Annotated in this window: 20 protein-coding genes; 11 read left to right on the top strand and 9 right to left on the bottom strand. The window is 73.8% G+C overall.

The genetic code is table 11. The features are described from left to right. Window positions 1-58: 58 nt before the first annotated feature. The 3 genes from P3T27_RS31840 to P3T27_RS31830 all read left to right on the top strand — a co-directional run bounded on the left by P3T27_RS31840 (window position 59) and on the right by P3T27_RS31830 (window position 2803). Window positions 59-745: a hypothetical protein gene (locus P3T27_RS31840; protein WP_280684721.1), complete on the top strand. Its 687-nt coding sequence runs from the start codon at window positions 59-61 to the stop codon at window positions 743-745. 118 nt (window positions 746-863) lie between these two features. After that, entirely contained in the window at window positions 864-1481 is a 618-nt protein-coding gene (locus P3T27_RS31835) for a helix-turn-helix domain-containing protein (RefSeq protein ID WP_280684720.1), read from the top strand. Continuing rightward, complete coding sequence (locus P3T27_RS31830; protein WP_280684719.1) at window positions 1478-2803, top strand: MFS transporter; 1326 nt, start codon at window positions 1478-1480, stop codon at window positions 2801-2803. Before P3T27_RS31835 ends, P3T27_RS31830 begins: the two co-directional genes overlap by 4 nt. A 234-nt stretch (window positions 2804-3037) precedes the next feature. Here the strand turns inward: P3T27_RS31830 and P3T27_RS31825 are convergent, their stop codons facing one another. After that, window positions 3038-4015 carry a DMT family transporter gene (locus P3T27_RS31825; protein WP_280684718.1) on the bottom strand — a complete coding sequence of 326 codons (978 nt, stop codon included), beginning with the start codon at window positions 4013-4015 and terminating at the stop codon, window positions 3038-3040. 308 nt (window positions 4016-4323) lie between these two features. Between P3T27_RS31825 and P3T27_RS31820 the strand changes: the two genes are divergently transcribed. Then, window positions 4324-4587: a dsRBD fold-containing protein gene (locus P3T27_RS31820; RefSeq protein WP_280684717.1), complete on the top strand. Its 264-nt coding sequence runs from the start codon at window positions 4324-4326 to the stop codon at window positions 4585-4587. A gap of 467 nt (window positions 4588-5054) precedes the next feature. Here P3T27_RS31820 and P3T27_RS31815 read toward each other — a convergent pair whose 3' ends face one another. Beyond that, entirely contained in the window at window positions 5055-5942 is an 888-nt protein-coding gene (locus P3T27_RS31815; RefSeq protein ID WP_280684716.1) for an alpha/beta fold hydrolase, read from the bottom strand. Between the two features lie 97 nt (window positions 5943-6039). Between P3T27_RS31815 and P3T27_RS31810 the strand changes: the two genes are divergently transcribed. Beyond that, entirely contained in the window at window positions 6040-6495 is a 456-nt protein-coding gene (locus tag P3T27_RS31810; RefSeq protein WP_280684715.1) for a MarR family transcriptional regulator, read from the top strand. 109 nt (window positions 6496-6604) lie between these two features. Here P3T27_RS31810 and P3T27_RS31805 read toward each other — a convergent pair whose 3' ends face one another. Then, entirely contained in the window at window positions 6605-7594 is a 990-nt protein-coding gene (locus P3T27_RS31805) for a YafY family protein (RefSeq protein ID WP_280684714.1), read from the bottom strand. 92 nt (window positions 7595-7686) lie between these two features. Here P3T27_RS31805 and P3T27_RS31800 point away from each other — a divergent pair, with 92 nt between their 5' ends. Further along, the gene (locus P3T27_RS31800) at window positions 7687-8085 is read left to right on the top strand and encodes a VOC family protein (protein ID WP_280684713.1); all 399 of its coding nucleotides are present in this window, start codon (window positions 7687-7689) and stop codon (window positions 8083-8085) included. A gap of 288 nt (window positions 8086-8373) precedes the next feature. Here P3T27_RS31800 and P3T27_RS31795 read toward each other — a convergent pair whose 3' ends face one another. Further along, the gene (locus P3T27_RS31795) at window positions 8374-9297 is read right to left on the bottom strand and encodes an AEC family transporter (protein ID WP_280684712.1); all 924 of its coding nucleotides are present in this window, start codon (window positions 9295-9297) and stop codon (window positions 8374-8376) included. Window positions 9298-9493: 196 nt separating this feature from the next. On the opposite strand from P3T27_RS31795, the gene P3T27_RS31790 reads away from it, so the two are divergent. After that, a complete protein-coding gene (locus tag P3T27_RS31790; protein WP_280684711.1) occupies window positions 9494-9952 on the top strand; it encodes an HD domain-containing protein in 459 nt (152 codons plus the stop codon). 226 nt (window positions 9953-10178) lie between these two features. Here the strand turns inward: P3T27_RS31790 and P3T27_RS31785 are convergent, their stop codons facing one another. Further along, window positions 10179-10553, bottom strand: coding sequence for a transglycosylase SLT domain-containing protein (locus P3T27_RS31785; protein ID WP_280684710.1), 375 nt, complete (start codon window positions 10551-10553; stop codon window positions 10179-10181). Between the two features lie 574 nt (window positions 10554-11127). After that, window positions 11128-12723: a carboxyl transferase domain-containing protein gene (locus P3T27_RS31780; RefSeq protein ID WP_280684709.1), complete on the bottom strand. Its 1596-nt coding sequence runs from the start codon at window positions 12721-12723 to the stop codon at window positions 11128-11130. Between the two features lie 373 nt (window positions 12724-13096). Here P3T27_RS31780 and P3T27_RS31775 point away from each other — a divergent pair, with 373 nt between their 5' ends. Beyond that, window positions 13097-13429 carry a ribonuclease gene (locus P3T27_RS31775; protein ID WP_280684774.1) on the top strand — a complete coding sequence of 111 codons (333 nt, stop codon included), beginning with the start codon at window positions 13097-13099 and terminating at the stop codon, window positions 13427-13429. A 125-nt stretch (window positions 13430-13554) separates the two neighbouring features. Here the strand turns inward: P3T27_RS31775 and P3T27_RS31770 are convergent, their stop codons facing one another. Continuing rightward, entirely contained in the window at window positions 13555-14373 is an 819-nt protein-coding gene (locus P3T27_RS31770) for an MOSC N-terminal beta barrel domain-containing protein (RefSeq protein WP_280684708.1), read from the bottom strand. A gap of 139 nt (window positions 14374-14512) precedes the next feature. Between P3T27_RS31770 and P3T27_RS31765 the strand changes: the two genes are divergently transcribed. Beyond that, entirely contained in the window at window positions 14513-15184 is a 672-nt protein-coding gene (locus tag P3T27_RS31765; RefSeq protein WP_280684707.1) for a helix-turn-helix domain-containing protein, read from the top strand. A gap of 442 nt (window positions 15185-15626) precedes the next feature. After that, window positions 15627-17249: a carboxylesterase family protein gene (locus tag P3T27_RS31760; protein WP_280684706.1), complete on the top strand. Its 1623-nt coding sequence runs from the start codon at window positions 15627-15629 to the stop codon at window positions 17247-17249. Window positions 17250-17322: 73 nt separating this feature from the next. On the opposite strand, the gene P3T27_RS31755 is transcribed toward P3T27_RS31760, so the two are convergent. Beyond that, window positions 17323-18411, bottom strand: a complete 1089-nt coding sequence (locus P3T27_RS31755; protein WP_280684705.1) for a glycosyl hydrolase family 18 protein — start codon at window positions 18409-18411, stop codon at window positions 17323-17325. A 274-nt stretch (window positions 18412-18685) separates the two neighbouring features. Here P3T27_RS31755 and P3T27_RS31750 point away from each other — a divergent pair, with 274 nt between their 5' ends. Next, on the top strand, window positions 18686-19228 hold the full coding sequence (locus P3T27_RS31750; RefSeq protein ID WP_280684704.1) for a universal stress protein: 543 nt from the start codon (window positions 18686-18688) through the stop codon (window positions 19226-19228). Window positions 19229-19250: 22 nt separating this feature from the next. Here P3T27_RS31750 and P3T27_RS31745 read toward each other — a convergent pair whose 3' ends face one another. Continuing rightward, complete coding sequence (locus P3T27_RS31745; protein WP_280684703.1) at window positions 19251-19973, bottom strand: alpha/beta hydrolase; 723 nt, start codon at window positions 19971-19973, stop codon at window positions 19251-19253. Between the last annotated feature and the right edge of the window lie 470 nt (window positions 19974-20443).

Genomic DNA, 20443 nt, shown 5'->3' with positions numbered 1-20443 from the left:
CGCGCGGGTCGGCCGCAGTACTGATGACGGCCGCCGGCGATGCACGAGGGGCAGGGCGATGGCACGCGGGAAGCTCTGGGGCTATGTCGCGTCGGGGGCCAGGGCGCTGGGCGCCCTCGGCGGGTCGGGCGGGCCCGGTGGCAGGGCGGTGGGCGAGGAGGCCGGGCCGTTCCATCCGGGTGCGATGGCCACGCCCCGGACGCTGTCCCGGCCGGAACTGGAACGCGTTCGGTGGACCGGCCGACTGGCCGGCTGCGAGCCGCAGGCGCGGCACGTCCAGGTGGCCGAGCTGGTGCGCCGGGTGGTGCGCGGCGGCGGCCGGGCGGCGGCGGTGACGGTCCAGGTGGCGCCCGGGCTGCCGGTGGTGGCCGGGGACGCGCGGCGGCTGGAGGCCGCGCTCGCCGGGCTGGTCGACCACGCGATCCGGCGCGATCCGCTCGGCGGGCGGGTGCTGGTCCGCGCCGGGATGGCGGGCGGGTCGGGCGCGGCCGCGGCGGCGCTGCGGTCGGCGGGGCTGAGCGGCGCGGCGCTGCCGCGCGGGCGGGTGGAGATACGGGTGTCCGACCGGGGGTCGTCCGAGCTGCCCGGGGCACGCGAGTGGCTGCTCGCGGGCGTGCGCGCCGACGGGCCGGTCGGGCCCGCCCTGCACAGTCTGGTGCTGGCGGCGGGCGGGCGGCTGGCGGTCGAGACGACGCCGGGCGGCGGGCTGACCGTGGTGCTGCTGCTGGTGGTCGCGCACGACTGACCGTTCCCGTTCCCTTCGGGGCCTCCGGCGGGGCCGTCGGACGACCCCCGCTCGAACCGCAAAGAGTTCTTCGCAAAAATCCTTTGCAAAGAACACTTTGTGGTCCTACGCTCCTGCCATGACCGATGAACGCGGCTGGATGCACAGTGACGACCCGCAGATCGTCCTCACGGCCAAGGGCATGAAGGCGATGGCCCACCCCGTGCGGATGCAGTTGGTCGGGCTGCTGCGCAAGCGCGGCCCCTCCACGGCGACCAGACTCGCCGAGCAGCTGGGGCTCAACTCCGGGGCCACCAGCTACCACCTCCGTCAGCTCGCCGCCGCGGGCTTCGTCGAGGAGGATCCGGAGCGCGGCAACGCCCGCGAGCGGTGGTGGCGTTCGGCGCACACGCTCACCGTCTGGACGGGGGACGACCTGGCCGACGAGGAGCCGGAGACGGCCGTCGGCTTCCTGCGGTCCGTCCTCACCGCGCACGCCCTGGCCGCCCAGCGCACGATCGACGCCTTCGAGACGATGCCGCGGGAGTGGCGCAAGGCGGTCGACCTCGGCGACATGGTGCTCCGCCTCACGCCCGAGGAGTCCGAGCAGTTGGCCGGCGAGCTCTCCGCCGTGGTGCGGCGCTACCGCCGGCTGGACGCGCAGGGGCCGGTCCCGGAGGGCGCCGAGCAGGTGTCCGTGGTGGTCCACGTGCTGCCCGACCCGACCACGGACACCGCGGAGGGGGAGTCCCGGTGACCACCGCCGTCGACGCGCCCGCGCGCAGCCTCCGTCCGCTGGCCGGGGTGCTCGCCGCCACGGCCGTCTCCCTGACCGGGACACGGGTCTCGGCCATCGCCCTGCCCTGGTTCGTCCTGGCCACCACCGGCAGCGCCACCATGACGGGCCTGGTCGCCTTCGCCGAGATGGCGCCGTACGTGCTGGTCAAGGCGCTGACCGGGCCGCTGGTCGATCGGCTCGGGCCGCGCGTGGTGTCCTGGACGACGGACGCGGTGAGCGCGGTCGCGGCCGGGCTGGTCCCGCTGTTGCACGCGCAGGGGCTGCTGCCGTTCGGGGTGCTGCTGGCGGTGGTCGCGGTGATCGGCGCGATGCGCGGGCCCGGAGACCTGGCCAAGTCGGTGATGGTCCCGGAGGCGGCCGACCACGCCCGGGTGCCGATGGAGCGCGCCACCGGCCTCTCCGGCGTCACCGAACGGCTGGCCTCCACGGTCGGCCCGGCGATCGGCGGAGGGCTGGTCGCGGTGACCGGCCCGATGGCCGGGCTGGTGGTCAACGCCGCCACTTTCGCCCTGGGATCCCTCGTCATCGCCTTCGCCCTGCCGCGCGGCATGGGGCGCTCGGCGGCGCCGACCGCCGCCGGCGCGCAGGGGGCCTCGGCCGAGGCCGAACCGGCCGGCTACTGGCGGATGTTCCGCGAGGGCTTCACCTTTTTGCGCTCCGAGCCGCTGCTGCTCACCGTGATCGTGATGATCGGCATCACCAACCTGCTCGACGCCGGGTTCATGACCGTCCTGACCCCGGTCTGGGCGCGGGAGTCCGGCAACGGCCCGGCCGCCATCGGCCTGACCGCCAGCGCCTTCGGTGTCACCGCCGTCGTCGGCAGTCTGACCGCGGCCGCCGTCGCCCACCGGCTGCCCCGGCGGACGGTGTTCTTCGCCGGGTTCCTGCTCGCCGGGGCGCCGCGCTACCTGGTGCTCGCGTTCGACGCGCCGCTGTGGGTGGTGCTCACGGTGTTCGCGGTCGGCGGCCTCGGCTCCGGCTTCCTCAACCCGATCCTCGGCGCGGTGCTCTTCGAACGGGTGCCCCGCCCCCTCCTCGGGCGCGTCCACGCCCTCAGCGACTCCCTCGCCTGGGCAGGCATCCCCCTCGGCGGCGTCCTCGCCGGCGCGGCGGTCGCCCTGGTCGGGCTGATACCCACCCTGCTCGCCGGCGGCGTCCTGTACTTCGCCACCACCAGCCTGGCCGGGCTGCGGCCGGAGTGGCGCGAGATGGACCGCCTGCGCGGCCGCCCGGGCAGCGCCGTCGAGCCCCGGCCGGAGCCGGTCCCGGCGCGCTCGTAAGGCGGCCGCCGTTCGTCGGCAGACCGCCGCTGTTCGGTCGAAGGAGGCTGTGCGGCGACGGCGACGGCCACGGCGAGCGGGGCGGCGACCGCCGTACCGAGTACGGTCAGCCGGCGAGCACCAGCCGTCGTGGCCGACCCGCCCGGCGGGCGCGGACCAGGCAGAGCACGCCGACGCCCGCGACCACCCCGCCGGCCACGGCGTCCGCCTGGGCGCTCCAGCACGTCCGTCCGCCTAGTCGCCGTTTCGGGGGCTGTTCCCGGTGCCGGTCCCTGGCCCGTCGCCGGTGCTGTCGCCGGTGCCGGTGCCGTCCTCGGGCCGTTCGTCCTCCGGCGAAGCCCCGATCGTTTCCAGGGTGTCGCCGGCGCTGCCCGGCATCGCCGGGTGGCGGCCGATCACGACCACCCCGATCACGATGGCCAGCAGTCCGACCGACTCCCAGGCCAGCGCGCCCGGTGTCACCCGCAGCCGGTCGCCGAGGAAACCGACCGCACAGGCGATCCCGGACAGCGGCTGGGCGGCGGTCAGCGCTGGCAGGGACATCCGCAGCGGCGCGGCCTCGAAGGCGCTCTGCACCAGCAGCAGCCCGACCACGCCCGCCGCCACCACCGCGTACGGCTGCCAGCTGCGCAGGACCGCATCCAGCCCGCTGTGGTCCAGGCGCTGGGTGGTGGTGCGGGTCAGCGCGTCCTGAAGGCCGTAGAGCAGACCGGCGGCGAGGGCCAGCAGCGTGGCCTCCTCGAACAGCGGCAGCCGCCGGGCCAGTGAGACCAGCAGCAGGGTCAGCCCGACCACCGTGCCGACCACCAGCCAGTGCCGCAGTTCCCCGGCCGGCGCTCCGCCGCCGGTGGGCTGACCCGCCACGATGAACGCCGTCACCCCGAGGCCGAGCAGCAGCACGCCGATCCAGCCCGAGCGGCCGAGGGTCTGACGGGTCAGCACCCGGGAGAGCGCCATGGCGAACAGCAGATTGGTCGCGAGCAGCGGCTCGACGAGCGAGACCTCGCCCTGGTTGAGGGCGAGTGCGGAGAGGATCAGTCCGCTCACCATGAACCCGGTACCGAGCAGCCACTCGGGCATCCGCATCAGGTCCAGGAGCAGCCGCCAGCGCAGCAGGTCGGCACGGGGCGCCCGCTGCGCCGCGTGCTGCTGGAGGACGAATCCGAGGCCCAGGCAGCAGGCGGCGCCGAGGGCGAGGAGGAAGACCGCCACGGAGGGACCACCCGGTTGTCACTGCCCGCGCCGCGCCGGCGGGTCCGGGCTTGGTCGGCGGTCGCGGCGCGTTTCCGTCAGCGTACCGCCGGGGCGGTGGCGAGGCCCGGTTGGCGGCGCCGGAAGCCGGGGCGGGTCGGCGGAGTCACGGCGGGTCGGCGGAGTCGCGGGGGGCCGAGGCGGGCCCGGGGCGGCCGCGCTTGCCGCCCCGGGTGCCACAGGCGCACGCTGGTGTGAGCGGCCGACACCGCTCACCGCCCGTGCCGGTCCGGACAGGTGCGACGGGGGCCGTTGCCAGGAGGTGTGGCATGCACAACCAGTGGGACGTGGAGCTGAGCTTCGAGGAAGACGGTGTACACACGGCCTGCGAGGCCAGACTCACCGGAGCCAGGGCGCCGGGCCTGAGCGCGCACGGCGAGTCCGTGAAGAGCACGGAGGACCGCCCGCTCGCCCGGATCGGCGAGGAGGTCGCGGCCTCCCGAGCCCTGGAGGCACTGTCCCGCAAGCTGCGGGCCCAGGCCACTGGGGAGATCGACGACGAAGGACACCGTCCGGGATACCTGATCTACTGACCTCCGCCGCCCGGCGGGTGACCGAGTTCGGCAGAGCTAACTCGCTCTCGGCGCTGGGTACTCGACGCCCCTGTCCGAGTTGACGGACAGGGGCGCCGTCATTCCGGGGAGGAAGTCTCCTCTTTCGGAGGCCCGTGGGGCGTGTGAGCGTGTGGTGTGCCCCGCAGGACCGGTGGCGCATCACCCAGACCCTGCCCCGCTGACCGGCAGACCTCCCAGGGCAGACCTCCCAGGGCAGACCCGCAGGCCGACCATCGCGGCGTACCGCCAGTCGGCCCGATCCGGCACCTCACGGCGAGGCTCGGCACGATCGGTCAGGGTTCGCCCTGCGCAGAGCAGCGCCGGCTCCCGGTCCCGTCGCCCGGGTGGCTCTCGTCCACCGGCATGTTCGACGGAGCGAAGCCACCTCCGCTTCGCTGGCGGCTCCGCCGATGCTCCACCGGCACTGGTCGGCCGCGTCAGGGGGGTCAGGTGCGTGCGGCGGCGAGGAATGCGGCCAGCCGGGGGTTGACCTCCGGCGCGCCCGCCATGGGGAGGCTGTGGTGGGAGAGACCCGGGAGGACGGCGACCGTCGCCTCGGGCAGGGCCCGGCGTGCGGCCTCGGCGACCTGGGCGGCGCGGTGGGTGCGGCTGTGCTCGGCGAACAGGGCGAGGGTCGGGGTGGTGAGGGTGCGCAGGCGGTCGGGGCCGGGGCGGGGCCCGGTGATGACGCGAGCGGCGGGGAAGTCGGCGTACCCGAGGGCGTAGACCTCCCGCCAGTCGGCGTCCAGGCGGGGGCCGCCGCCGGTTTCCCAGTCGAGGTAGGAGCGGGCCCGGGAGGCGTCGCGGCGGGGGAGGAAGAGCGGCAGGGCGCGCAGCAGGTAGCCGGGGTGGAAGCCGGCGAAGCACTGGGTGGGGTCGAGGAGGGCGAGCCGGCCGACCCGCTCGGGCGCGTGCAGGGCGTACTCCAGGGCGATCCAGCCGCCGTAGGAGTGGCCGCAGAAGTCGGCCCGGGGGACGCCGAGTCGGTCGAGGACGGCGTCCAGCCAGCCGAGCAGTCCGGGGACGTCGGTGAGCGCGACGCCGTCGTGGACGCTGCGGCCGGGGTCGCCGATCAGGTCGAGGGCGAGGACGCGGTGCCCGGCGGCCGTCCACGCGGCGACGTTGGCGAACCACATGGTGGAGGTGGCGCCGCCGCCGTGCAGGAGGACGAGGGGGCGGCCGTCGCGCGGGCCGCAGGCGTTGATCCGGGTGGTGCCGTGGGGGGTTCGGACGGTGTGCGGCTCGACCGGGACGGGCCAGCGGGCCAGCAGTGCGTCGTAGGCGGTGAGGAAGGCGGCGGTGCGGGTGGGGGAGCCGGCGGTGCGGGCGGACATGATGGGCCTCCGCGGGGATGATGGAATCACTCGCTGCACAAGTATCTCGCTCAACGAGAGAATATTGGCACATGCGTGCCGGAGGAAGGACGAGAGGGTGTCCGAGGCTGAGGATCCGCTGCGACTGGTCCACCTGCTGCGCGGCCTGACCGTCGAACTCGACCTGTTCGGAGCCGAGTTCGCGGCCCGCAACGGTCTGCACCCGACCGATCTGCGGGCGCTGATCCACCTGCTGGACGCCGCCCGGGCCGGCCGGGTGGTCACCCCGGGCCGGCTCGGGGAGGCGCTGCGGTTGAACTCGGCGGGTACCACCAGCCTGGTGGACCGGCTGGAGCGGCTCGGGCTGATCCGCCGCGAGCGGGACCCGCAGGACCGGCGGAAGGTGCGGCTGGTGGTCGAGGAGCGGGCGATGGCGTTGGGCCAGGGCTTCTTCGGCGGGCTGATCGGCGATCTGGTCGCGGAGATGGGGCGGTTCGACCCGGTGGAGCTGGCGACGGCCCGGCGCTTCCTGGAGGCCATGACCGAGGTGGTGGCCGCCGCCAGACGGGAGTGACCGGCGGGGTGTCAGAACCAGGACTCGCCGTAGTGCGGCCCTGGGTGCTCCTCGCGCAGCAGGCAGATGCTGGGGTCGCGCGGAGGCTCCGGCCCTTGGTTCCTCGCTGTCAGGCTTGGCGGGCGGAGGACGCGAGGCGATCGGCGAGCGCGATGACGAGGTCGCGCAGTTCATCGGGGCGCTCGATGACGAACGGCCGGTCGAGTGAGGCGAGTGCCGGAGGCAACCAGTCGAGCCGCTCCGCCCGTAGTTCGACGCGCAGCCAGCGCTCGGTCGCCCGGTCCTTGCCCGCCGTGGGCGCCTGCTCCTCCAGGCTCGCGACGCTGGCGGGAAGGTGGGCGCGGATCTGCTCGACGGTCCCGTGGATCCGCAAGGTCACCTCATGCCGGTACTCAGCCGTGGCGAACCCTGACAACACGCGCTGTGCCGGATCGGGACCCACGGGCGCCTCGAATGAGCCGGGCAGGGTCCGCGCGTCTGCGATGCGATCGAGCCGGAAGGTTCGGTCCTTGCCGATCTCGGGGTCCGCGCCCGTGACGTACCACCGGCCCGCATGGGCGACGATCCCGTACGCGTGCAGTGTGCGTTCGCTGCGCCGGCCGTCGCGGTCGGTGTATCTGATCGAGACCGGTCGGCGGTGGCGTACCGCATCGGCGATGGTGAGCAGGACCCCGGCGTCCGGGGTGGCGAACTCACCGGGCTGATCCGTGAAGGCGAGAGATTCCAGGAGTGTGTCGAGCCGGCGGGCGACGTGCTTGGGCAGCACCCGCCGGATCTTGGCCGACACCGTCTCGCTCGCCGTGCGCTCCGCCGTCATCAACCCTGTTCGGCGGCCGGCGACCAAGCCGAGCAGCACGGCCAGCGCCTCGTCATCGCTGAGCATGAGCGGAGGCAAACGGTACCCGGGGGCGAGCCGGTACCCGCCGTAGCGGCCGCGCACCGACTCCACGGGCACGTCAAGGTCGATCAGATGATCCACATACCGCCGCACGGTGCGCCCATCAACGCCGAGACGGTCGGCGAGTTCGGCCACCGTCCGGGTGCCGCCCGACTGCAGCAGCTCCAGGAGTGTCAGCACGCGGCCGGTGGGTCGAGGCATGTGCACAGCCTAAGGTGAATACAGGACCGATTCTGTCCACTATTTCTCCTAGCCTGCGATGTGCAGCGACCCCATCAGCTAAGGAGATCACCATGGACTTCGTCTCGATCCGCATCATTACCGGCGACGTCGCGCGCCTCGTCGAGTTCTACGAGCGAGCCACGGGGGTGCAGGCGATGTGGGCCACCGCGGACTTCGCCGAACTCAAGACCCCCAACGCCACCCTCGCGATCGCCGGCACCCGCACCGTACCGCTGTTCGCCCCGGGCTCCGCACGCCCGGCGGCCAACCACAGCGTGATCACCGAGTTCCGCGTCGACGACGTGGACCGCGTTCACCAGAACCTGACCGGCTTCGTCACCGACTTCGTCAACGAGCCCACCACGATGCCCTGGGGCAACCGGTCGCTGCTGTTCCGCGACCCCGACGGCAACCTCGTCAACTTCTTCACCCCCGTCACCCCGGAGGCCATCGAGAAGTTCGCACGTTGACGCCAGGCACAGCCGCTCACGCGGGAGCCTTGAGATCTCAGGGTTCCCGATGAGCGCGTCCGCCGAGTCCAGGAGCGCCGACCGCAGGGGCACCGGAACGCACCGCTCACTCCCGAGGGACGTCTGCGGTTGTGCCTGCGGATCGACGCTGGCCGGCCGAGCGCGCACGTCGCTGCCGAGGCCGGGCTATCGCGCCGCTGCCTGTCCACGTGGTACGGCTTGCGGGGGACAACTGTCGTGCCCGGTACGGGTGGCGGTCACCTGCCGGGCGGAACCGCCGGACAAGTCCTACGGCGCGAGGGACCAGCTGATCACCGAGAGGGTCGCCATCGACAGCAGGGTCGACCAGAGCACCACGTCCCTGGCGAGCCCGGCGCTCTGCCCGTACTCGCGGGCGTAGACGTAGACGTTCTGTGCGGTGGGCAGGGCGGAGAAGAGCACCACGGTGAGCAGTTGGTGGGCGGGCAGGTGGAGCAGCGGGCCGGCCACCGCGAAGGCGGCCAGCGGCTGTATCAGGGTCTTGATCAGGACCGTCAGTCCGACCTCGGCGTGGCGTGAACGCCCGGTGGCCGGCGGGCGGTTGTGCAGCGACATGCCGAGGGCGACCAGGGCGGTCGGTACGCCGGCGCCGCCGAGCAGTTCGCAGGAGCGGTTCAGTTCGGCGGGCAGGTGCAGGCCGGCGGCGGAGGCGGCGGCGCCGAGCGCGGTGGCCAGCAGGATGGGGTTGCGCAGCGGCAGGGTGAGCAGGGCCCGGCGCCCGGCCGCGCCGCTGTCGAGGACGGCCAGGACGGCGGGCGTGACCACCAGGATCTGGAACAGCACCACCGGCGCGACGAAGGAGGCGTCGCCGAGGACCTGCATGGCCACCGGGATGCCGAGGTTGGCCGAGTTGACGTACCCGGAGGCCATCGCGCCGATCGCCAGCTCGCCGGACTCGCGCCGGAACAGCAGGCGCCCGGCGAGCAGTCCGAGGCTGATCGCGAGGGCGGTGCCCCCGGCGAAGGCGAGCATCGACGGGTTGGCGAACCGTTCCAGCGGGGTGCGGACGATCATCAGGAACAGCGCGGCCGGCATCGCCACGTGGAAGACGAACCGGTTGAGCACCGGCTCCGCGTGCGGCCCGAGCAGCCCGGTCCGGCCGACCAGGTAACCGACACCGGTGAGCGCCCAGATCGGGGCGAATCCGGACAGCAGGGGGTGCAGGGAGGGCATGGTTCCTCGGATCACTCGGACGGTCTGCCGGGTGGTGCGGGGATCGCCCGCCCCGGGGCAGTAAACCAGCGGGCGCGAACGGGCCGACCACGGCCCTGGGGCTCGTCCCACACTTCGCGTCGCATCAGCGCGCGGCGGGAATCGTGAGACGAACTCTGGGCCGAACCGATGCCGACCACGGGCCTACGATGAACCGATGGAGCCCGAATACCTGAGTCTGGCCGAGGTGGAGGCGATCGCTCGCCGTGCGCACGAGGGGCAGGTCGACAAGAACGGCCACCCGTACGGCGAGCACATCGCGGCGGTCGCGCACGGGACGGCCGCGCGCGGCGGCAGCGACGCCCAGATCGCGGCGGGGTGGCTGCACGACACCGTCGAGGACGACCGGCTGAGCCGGGAGTGGCTGGCGGGGGCCGCGCTGCCCGAGGCCGCCAAGTCGATCGTGGATGCGCTCACCCGGCGCCGCGACGAGCCGGTCGAGGCGTACACCGCGCGCATCCTGGCCACGCCCGGCGCGCTGCTGGTCAAGCGCGCCGACCTCGCGCACAACTCGGACCCGGCGCGGCTGGCCACGCTGGACGCCGCGACCGCCGAGCGGCTGGCCGCCAAGTACGCGCGGATGCGGGAACTGCTCGGGCTCACCGGCGAGCTCTGAGCGCGGGGGGCGGAGCGAGCCGGGTCGGCGCGCCCCGGCTGGGTCGGCCGGACGGGCCGGGGAAGAAACCAGGAGAGGGCCCGGGAGAACCACGAGAGGGCCCGGGCCACGCGGATCGCGCGGGCCCGGGCCCTCTGGGGGCACCCCGGTGATCCCTGTCCGACCCCCGGGGTGAGGGGGGAGTGGTCAGGATGCGGGTGGAGTCAGGTGAGCCGAGTCGGTCGGCTTAGTACCAGTGGTGGGTCTGCCAGAAGTTCCAGGCGGCGTTCGGGCTGCCGTAGCGGGAGTTCATGTAGTCCAGCGCCCACTTGATCTGGGTGACCGGGTTGGTCCTCCAGTCGGAGCCGTGCGTGGCCATCTTGGAGCCCGGCAGTGCCTGGGCCAGGCCGTACGCGCCCGAGCTGGGGTTGGTCGCGGTCACGTTCCAGCTGGACTCGTGGGCGATGATCTGGCTGAACGAGGCCAGCTGGTTGGCCGGGACGATCTGGGCGGCCAGGGCCTTCGGGGAGGCGGTGGCGGCGTTCGCCGTGGCGGGCAGCACGCCCGCACCCAGGGCGGTCAGACCGGCGGTGCCGGCCAGAACAGCGGCGGAAGTGCGCATACGGAGCTTGAAAGTGGGCATGAAGAACAAGACCTCAATCAGGTTGGGCCGGGTCACGCCCCGCTTGGACCGTGGCCGGGCAGGGGCCGATAAGGTCGCGGGGCGTGATGTGGCAGTTAGCCGCTGACCGGCGGGACAGGTGTCCGGAGCGGCTGGCGATGGAGCAATTGTTGCCAGACGGAATCGGCCGCTGCCAAGACCCCCTTGGTACGACGCGCCGTCGTACCGGGTGTGGCCGCCTTGGATTCGAAGGCTCGGTTGCGGGTGGCGCGCCGACCGCGCCGACCGTGGTGACCTGCGCACCTGCCCGCCCCGTGAGCGGCGCGGCCGTCCGGATCGGGCCACTATCGCCCGTCGTTGACCACAAGTCGATGTGAGCGCACTCACCGGTTAGGTCGATTTGTCCGTTACTCGACGATTTGCCGGCGGCACTTTGCGTGCAGATGACCTTGCATTCGGTGAGACCGGCGCCACATCCGCCTCGCCCATTTCCATCGCCATATCCGTCATATCCGATATGTCATCGGTGAAGGCGGTGCAGGAGGCGAAGTCCTCGGTGGAGGCCGCCGGGCGTTCAGCGAAGGTCGCCGAGCCGGCGGTGACGCAGGGCACGCGCCGCGAGGCGGTCCGGCTCCGGCCGTGTCGCCAGCCCGTCGAGCGCCGTACCGACCGCCAGCCCGAGCCGGGCGCAGAACGCGGCGGGCTCGTCGGCCGCGTCCGGCCGCTCCTCGACCACCTCGTCCACCAGCCCGACCTCCGCCAGGTGGCGGGCGCCGATGCCCTGGGTGCGGGCCAGCTCGGCGGCGTGCCCGCCGTCGCGGTGGACGATCGCGGAGGCGCCCTCCGGCGGCAGTGGTGCGAGCCAGGCGTGCCCGGCGGCGATCACCCGGTCTGCCGGGAGCAGTGCCAGCGCGCCGCCGCCGGAACCCTGGCCGAGCAGCACTGCCAGGACGGGCGTGCGCAGCGCGAGCAGGGTGGTCAGGCAGTGCGCGATCTCGACCGCGATCCCGTCCAGCTCGGCCTGGGCGGACAGCTCGGCCCCCGCCGTGTCCACCACCGTGACCAGCGGCAGCCCCAGCTGCTCCGCCACCCGCGCGGTGCGCCGGACGGCCCGCAGGTCGGCGGCGGTGAACGGGCGCTCGTGCTCCGGGGTCTGCCGCTGCTGGCCGACGACCAGCACCGGCCGGCCTCCGAGGACGGCGAGCGCGCGGACCAGCGCGCCGTCCCGCCCGCCGGGGGCGTCCAGCAGCACCAGCTCCTCGGCGGTGCGGCGCAGCAGCTCGCGGGTACCCGGGCGGTCGGGGCGTCGGGTGCGGTGGACGGAGTCCCAGGCGTCGGGGCGCTCGGTGGGCGCGGCCTCGGGCGCGGGTTCGGGCTCGGGCTCGGGCCTCCCGGCGGTGTCCGTGGGTTCAGCGGTAGTCCCGGCGGGGGCGGCAGGCCCGGCGGTGGCCAGGATGGCGAGCGTGCGGCGGACCAGCTCGCGCAGCTCCTGCGGCGGCACGACGGCGTCCACCAGGCCGCGCCCGGCCAGTGTCTCCGCCCGCTGCACGTCCGGGGGCAGCTCCACGCCGCGCAGTTCCTCGTACACGCGCGGGCCGAGGAAGCCGAGCCGGGCGCCGGGCTCGGCGAACACCAGCTGGCCGAGCGTGCCCCAGGAGGCGAAGACCCCGCCCATGGTCGGGTTCCGTAGATAGGTGAGATAGGGGAGTCCGGCCGCGCGGTGTGCCTGGACGGCGGCGGTGATCCGCAGCATGCACAGGAAGGCCGCCGAACCCTCCTGCATGCGCGTCCCGCCGGAGACGGGCAGGGCGAGCAGCGGCAGCCGTTCTGCGGTGGCGCGCTCGACGGCGCGGGTGATGCGCTCGGCGGTGGCGACACCGATCGAGCCGCCGAGGAAGCCGAACTCGGAGGCGACCAGCGCCACCGGTCGCCCGCCGACCAGTCCGGCGCCGGTGAGGACGGCCTCGTCCAGGCCGGTGCGTTCGCGGGCCCGGTGGAGGGAGGCGCGGTAGCCGGGGTCGGCGGGCGGGTCGGCCGGCGGCTCGTCCCAGCCCTGGAAGCTGCCCGGGTCGACCAGCAGCCCGATCAGCTGCCGCGCCGTCAGCGGAGTGCCCGCGCCCGTGGCCGACCTCGCCTCCGTGCCCGCACCCGCCCCGGCGCCCGTGTTCATTCCCGTTCCCGTACCCATGCCCACCCCGTCAGCGGTCGTTCCGGCCCGACATGATCCGTCGCCGACTCTATGCGGCGCGACTGGAGCGGGGAGCGAACGTGGGGAAGGTGTGAGGATGCCGACAGCGGCGGCGGCGCTAGTTCGACGGCGGTCGACCCATGGGGTGTCGGGGCGGTTCGTGAACGGTTCCGGCGGGGCTCGACGTGGGGCCGGAATACGAGTCAAGTCGCTGGTCGGACACGGGAGTTACCCGCCGGTTAACACTTCGTCGGAGGGCTTCCGGAGTTGTCGGTGGCTCGCCACACTGATGGACATGACTCGCACTCTACGCGCGTGGAAGACCCGCGCTGCCGCCGTCACCGCCGTCGCCCTGATGACCCTCGCGCCCGTCGCCGTCGCCACCGAGGCGCACGCCGACGTGAGCGGCACGGTGTGTCTGTCCGCCCTCCCGGCCGAGGCGACCGACACCCTCAACCTGATCGCCAGTGACGGGCCGTTCCCGTACTCGCAGGACGGTGTGGTGTTCCAGAACCGGGAGCACGTCCTGCCCAGCCAGTCCTACGGCTACTACCACGAGTACACCGTCATCACGCCCGGCGCCCCGACCCGTGGCACCCGCCGGATCATCACCGGCCAGGAGACCCAGGAGGACTACTACACCGGCGACCACTACGCCACGTTCTCGCTGATCGACCAGGGCTGCTGAAGCGCACCCCCGCTCCACCCTTCCCGGCCCCGGCGCACTTCCCCGCCGGGGCCGCCGGGGCGCCCGGCGGGGCCGTCGGTCCGGACACGGCCCTGGCGCGGTCCGGACACGGCCCTGGTGCGGACTCAGAGCTCGGACGGCCCCCAGGCGTTCACCGCCAGCTCGTCCCCGACCCGCAGCGTGCCGGGCCGTAGGACGGCGAACTTGCTGCCGAACGCGACCCCGCCGGCCGCCGCCCGGCGGTAGCGGGCCAGCGTCCGCAGCGGCTCCGGACCGGCCTTCGCGCCGGTCGACTGGTCGACCAGCGTCACCGCGCAGCGGATCGCGAGCTTGGCGTAGCCCAACTCGGCGCCGCCCACGGTGATCCGGCGGGCCAGATCCTCGGTGTGCGGCTCGGCCCAGCCGTCCACCACCAGGTTCGGGCGGAACCGGTCCACCGACAGCGGGCTTCCACCGCTCAGCGCGTTGAAGCGCTCCAGCGAGGCACGGGACAGCACGTGCACCGCGCAGCTGTCGGCGTAGCCGGAGGTGCCCGGAGTCAGCCCGTCGGTCACCCGGTCGTGCTCCGGCGGCACCCGGACCAGCCGGCTGCGCACACCCAGTACCTCGGCCAGCCAGTCGGCGACCTCCTTGCCCTGGTCGATCCCGAAGAACGGGGCGCCGAACAGCTGCACCGCCCGGCGTGGGCCCTCGGTGTCCACGGCGACGCTCACGGGTGCGACGCCCGGCGCGGCGAGGGTCAGCCGGCGGCCGTCCTCCCCGACCGTCGGGCGGACGGCGGCCAGCAGGCGGTCCCGGCGCTGGGAGCGGAACACGCCGTCCTCGTCCACCACCATGAACGCCCGGTCGTGGGCCAGGCCCGCGAAGGTCAGCTCCGCGCTGGCCGCCTGGACCCCGGCGCACCCCTTCACCGGGTAGTACCGCAACTCCACCACGTCGGCCATGGCCGCCCCCTCGTCTCCTCGTGGCCCCTTGCGGGCCCGGGCCCGTGGGCCCTGCCGCCGGCTATCGCGGGCCCGGTGCCTTCGTACGGTAGTCGGTCGCCGCCCGGCCGCCCGCCTCCGGGATTGCTAGGGTCGGGGCATGGCACCGAGCAGCGCGAACCCCCCGGGACGGCTCCGGCGCGACGCGCAGCGCAACCGCGATCTGCTGCTCGCCGCCGCCCGCGACATGTTCTCCCGGAACGGCCTCGACGTCCCGCTGGACCAGATCGCCAAGGAGGCCGGGGTCGGCAACGCCACCCTCTACCGTCACTTCCCGACCCGCGAGGCGCTGATCGGCGAGGTGTTCGCCGACGCCGCCGCCACCCTGACCGGGGCGGGTGAGGAAGCCCTCGCCACCGAGGACGCCTGGACCGCCCTGGAACGCTACTACGAGCGGATCTTCGAACTCGTCGCCGCCGACCGGGGCATCAACGACCTGGTCACCCAGGCCATCCCCACCATCCCCGGCATGATCGAGATCGGCCGCCGCAACGCCGCCACCGTCGGCGCCCTCATCGCCCGCGCCCAGGAGCAGGGCACCATGCGGCGCGACGTGGTCACCATGGACCTGCTGTTCATGCTCGGCCCGCTCTGCCGCGCCCTGCCCGCCACCACCGAACTGCGCCCCGACCTCTGGCGCCGTTACCTCGCCCTGCTGCTCGACGGCTTCCGTGCCCAGGCCACCCACCCGCTGCCCGTTGCCCCGATCGGCGAAGAGCACCTGGACCGGATGTTCGCCGACCTCTGGGAGGCCGCACCGCCCGACGCCTGAGCGGCCGCCGGTCCCCCTGGTCCCGCTGCTCCCGGTGCTCCCGGTGGTCTTGCTGGTCCCGGTGGTCTTGCTGGTCCCGTGCGGTGTCCGTCGGACGGGATGATCCGATGGTGAGCAAGTGCGCTGGTGGAACGGCCAGTTGAGGCGTGAGGTGGCGGCGGGTCGCGCCGTGGCGTCCGGCGCGGACACCGGGGGTCGGGGCCACGAGAACCTGATGCGACGACAGTTCACCTCGGCGGCAGCCGAGTTATTGGTGCCGCTCGGCGTGCGTGACACCGCGCAGAACATCCGCGGTGCGGCTGGTCTCCACCCTCTCCATCCCGGGGTGGAGACCCGGAAAGTCCACCCCGGCGGCCAGGACAGCGCACCGGGCACCCGAGCACGCTTGAGCCGGCATCACGTCCCGGCCCCGCCGGGGCGTCCACGTCGGAGGGAGCGCAGGGTGGCACGGGTGCGCACGGTGAAGCGGTGGGGCAGGGTGGTGACGGCCGCGGCGGCACTGCTGCTGACGGTGTCGGCGGCGGCCGTTCCGGCCGAGGCCCAGGGGGCGGCGGAGGGGGTGACGCGGGGGTGCCGGGCCACCACCTCGGCCGGCCGGGTCCAGGGCGTGGCGCAGGACGGCCGCTGCGCCTTCCTCGGAGTGCCGTACGCGGCGCCCCCGACCGGGGATCGCCGGTTCCGCCCGCCGCAGCCGGCCGCGGCCTGGCGGGGCACGCTCCCGGCCACCGCCGCCAAGCCCGGCTGCCCACAGGACCTGAGCGCGGGTGGCGAGGGGGTCGAGGACTGCCTGTACCTGAACGTGTGGGCACCGCGGGCCCGAGGCGCGGACAAGCCGGTGATGGTGTTCCTGCACGGCGGTGCGGACGAGCTCGGCTCGGCCGGCCAGGCGGTCTTCGACGGCGGCCGGCTGGCCGCGCGGGGCGACACGGTGGTGGTGAACCTCGACTACCGGCTCGGCATCCTGGGCTGGACGGAACTCGGCTCGCTCGACCCGGCCTACGCCGGCTCGGGCAACAACGGCCTGCGCGACGAGAGGGCCGCGCTGGCCTGGGTCCGTCAGCACGTCGCGGCCTTCGGCGGGAACCCGGACGACGTCACCGTCTTCGGACAGTCGGCGGGCGCGATCTCGATCAGCGCGATGCTGGCCGGCGACCACCCCGAGCGGCTCTTCCGCCACGCCATCGTCCAGAGCGGGCCCGGGTACCTGGTGCACACGGCGGACGCCGCGCAGAACACCGCCCGGCACATCCTCGCCACCGGGGGCATCCGGTCGGTCGCCGACCTCGACCGGCTGACCACCCAGCAGGTCCTGCAACTCCAGGAGCAGGCGCAGAGCGGGCTGTCCGGGCTCTCCTCCGCCGTCTTCTTCGGGCCCTCCATCGACGGCTCGCTGGTGCCGGGACCCGTGGTCGAGCGGGTCGCGGCCGGAAGCGCCCGTCACGTCGACGTGATGACCGGCACCACGGAGAACGAGACCGACTACTGGGCGCTGTTCAACCCCAAGATCCTGGACTACCCGCTGAGCGCCTACCGGAGCCTGCCCGCGGTCCTCGCCGACCGCAAGCAGCAGATGTACGACCACTACGCCGCGAACCGCCCGGGGCTGGCCGAGGGCCGGGTGGTGAACGCGATGATCACCGACCAGGTGGAGCGGGTGCCCACCCTGCGCCTCGCCGAGGCCCAGTCCCGCTGGCGGCCCACCTACGTCTACCAGTTCGACTGGCACGTGCCCTACGTCCCCGGGCTGCCGGCCGCGCAGAACCTGGGCGCCATGCACACCCTGGAACTGCCCTTCGTCTTCGGCGGCCTGGACCTCGGCCCGCTCCCGCGCGGCGCGCAGACCGTCGCCGAGCAGCGGCCCCTGCTCACCCGCCTGTCCGACCGGATGATGGCGGCCTGGACCTCCTTCGCCCGCCGGGGCGAGCCGGGCTGGCCCAGCTACACACCGGACAGCCGGGCGACCCGGATCTGGGACCTCGACCCGAGCGTCCGGTACGCGCCGCACGACGACGAACGCGCCCTGTGGGACGACTACGACTTCCCCGCCTGGGACTTCCGGTCCTAGGGTCCGACGGCCGCAGTACGGGCGGCTCCGCCCCACCTGCCGGCAGGACGCACCGGGCGCTCCGTGCTGCGGGCTACTGCTGCGCGAGTGCCTGCCACAGCCCTGGGTCCTCGAACCCCAGGGCCCACAGGCCGCTGTTGCGCACGCCGTACTTCCCCATCGCCGCCAGGTGGGCGGCGCTGCCGTGCGCGTCCTGGTACCAGACCTCGTGCCGCCTGCCACCGTCGGTGTAGGTGAAGTGCGGTGTGCCGGAGGCCTCGTCGAAGACGTACGCGGCCTGCCTGTCCCGGCGCAGCGCCTCAGCCTCGGTGGACGTCACGTGCTTGGCGCGGTCGGTGGAGCCGACGGTCCAGTCCCAGCCGTAGGCGGGCAGCGCGACCTCCAGCTTCTCGCGGGGGACGACGCCGGTGGCGTAGCCGAGGAACTCCTCGTACCAGGCGAGCGAGGACAGCGGGCCGGGCCGGCCCAGTGCGTCGTGGAGGTTGTAGCCCATGATGCGCACCCGGTCGGCGACCCTGCCCAGGTGCGCGTAGTCGTAGGCCTGCCCCGAGTCGCGGGTGCGGGGCATGACCGTGACGACGCACTGTTTGTCGCCGGCGTGCAGGCGGGCGCACAGCTCGCCGGTCAGGGCGTCGTAGCCGACGCGGACCCGCTCGCGCAGCTGCTCGTCGTCGGTCTCGGCCATGCGTTCGTAGTCGAGGTCGAGGCCGTCGTACGCGGCGCTCGCGGCGACCGCCATGAGGGCGTCGGCGTGGGCGGTGCGGCGTACCGGGTCGCCCAGGAGCTCCGCCATGGCCTCGGCACCGGGGGTCTCGATGACGGTGGGCACGACCTTGATCCCCTTGCCGTGCAGCTGGTCGACGATCCGCTGATCGCCGGCGCCCGGGTAGCCGTCGACGGTGGTGTCGGACGTGGCCTCGTACCAGAACGGACTGACGGTGTGGAGCTGCGAGGCGTGCTGCAGGGCGTCGTCCAGCGCGCCGTCTCCACCCCACCAGGGCAACCAGGCGGACGTCGTACGGGCGGGGCGGCCCTCGCCGACCGAGGTCCCGACTTCGGTCCCGGCCGCGCTCGGGGAGGCTGCGCTCGGGGAGGCCGCAAGGGAGAGGGCGGTGAGGAGGACGCCGACGCCGCGGACGGGGATGGGGAGTGCGCTCTTCATGGCCGCCATCCTGCACACTCGGTGGGCTGGGGACGCTCGCCCCGCCGACCGGGCGCGGCCGGCAGCCGAACGGCGCACGGCGGCGCCGTCAAGCGGGACACGGCCTGACCGAGGGTCCGTAGCCGCATCAGGGACGCGTACGGAACGCCCGGCCGCGCGTCAGAGCCGCGTCAACGGACGCGGGGCGCGCGGCACCCGCCAGCTTTGCTGGGAGACGACAGCACGGCACGGCGGGACGGACCGAGAGGCGGGGCGAACCATGGCGGAAAGCGGCATGGCCGGCACGGACGAGGCGGCGGAGCGGCCCGACCGTGAGGGCCGGATCGTCGTCGGCGTCAGCGGCTCGCTCGGCAGCATCGCCGCCCTCCACCACGCCGTCGCCGAAGCCCGCCGCACCGACGTCGAGGTGCTCGCCGTCCTCTGCTGGACCTCGGCCGGCGAGGAACTCGGCTACCGCCGTACCCCCTGCCCGGCCGCCATCACCGCCGGCCGCGACGCCGCCGTCGCGCGACTGCGCCAAGCCCTCGACGAGGCGTTCGCCGGCCGCTACGCCGGAGCCCGGCTGCGCTGCCAGGCGGTCCGCGGCGACACCGGACACAGTCTGGTCCGCTGCGCCGACCACGCCGACGACCTGCTGATCCTCGGCGCCGGCAGCAGCCGCGGACGCCTCTCCCGCGCGCTGCGCCCGTCCGTCACCGCCTACTGCGTCCGCCACGCGGCCTGCCCGGTCCTGGCCGTCCCCCGGCCGCCGCTGCAACGAGACCTGGAGGCCATGGAACGCGGCCACGGCCTGCGCGCCCTCGTCGTGGGGCGATAGCCGGTCCGGCCGCGCTGACGGCTCAGGAGAGCCCGGCCGCCTCGGCGAGGGCGGCGGCGGTGCGGCGCCCGGCGCGCAGCACGGCTTCGGCGGTGGTGGGGAGGCAGCGGTGGGCCTCGGCGTCGTACACGGTCATCACGACGCCCGCGTGGTCGGTGGCGAGTTCGAGGACGCGCACCGGTGACATCTGCTTTGTCAGAGCAGCGCTCAGCTGCCGGGTGTGCTCGATGCCCAGCACGTCGTCCTCCGTGCCGTGCACCAGCCAGAGCGGGACGGGGGAGGGGTGGTCGGCCAGGAGGTCGAGGGGGGCGTCCCCGGTGGTGACCGCCGGGCGGGCATAGCTGGAGGAGATGCCGACGGCGGCGACGGGGCGCAGGTCGGCGGGGGTGTCCGGGTGGGTGGCCACGGCTATCGCCTCCCGGCCGCCCAAGGACCAGCCGGCCAGGACGAAGCGCTCCGGGTCCCCGCCGTACCCGGCGGCGGTGCGGCGGGCGTGGGCGAGGGAGGCGAGCAGTTCGGCGCGGCCGCCGTCCGGCCGGTCGGAGCGCCAGTCCGGGACGAACACCAGCAGCCCGAGCCCGGCGGCCTCCCGGGCGATCGGCCGCAGCACGTCACGCTCGTCGGGGCCCCGCCCGTGCCACAGCAGCACGACGGGTGCGGGCCCGGCGGTGCCGGCGGCCGGGCGGTGGACGTCCGTCAGCCGCCCGTCGGCATAGGAGATGACCTCGGGTTGAGCGCTCGTCATGCGGGGTTCGCCTCCGGTTCGGTGCCAGATCATTCAGCTGGTACTGTACGTCTCGTCGCGAGGGAGATGATTCCTCGTCAGGCGTCAGTGGTGCTACCAGAGCACGTCCTACTTTCAGTAGGAAGAGTCCGTGCGATTCGGGCCTGGCGCTCCAGTGGTCGGATGAGGTCCGGTGCCTTTCGGGGTGCCGGGCCTTGTTTGCTTTTCCGGGGTGGGTTGGTGGGAATTCGGCATATGGGTGTTGGGCTGGTAATGTTCTGGGTGTCGCGAGGGAGATGATTCCTCGTCAGGCGTCAGTGGTGCTACCAGAGCACGTCCTACTTTCAGTAGGAAGAGTCCGTGCGATCCGGGCCTGGCGCTCCAGTGGTCGGACGGGGTCCGGTGCCTTTCGGGGTGCCGGGCCTTGTTTGCTTTTCCGGGGTGGGTTGGTGGGAATTCGGCATATGGGTGTTGGGCTGGTAATGTTCTGG

Source organism: Kitasatospora sp. MAA19, from assembly GCF_029894125.1.
Classification (GTDB): Bacteria; Actinomycetota; Actinomycetes; order Streptomycetales; family Streptomycetaceae; genus Kitasatospora.
The sequence above is the reverse complement of the archived record's forward strand: the minus strand, read 5'-3'. Positions and strand labels throughout refer to the sequence as shown.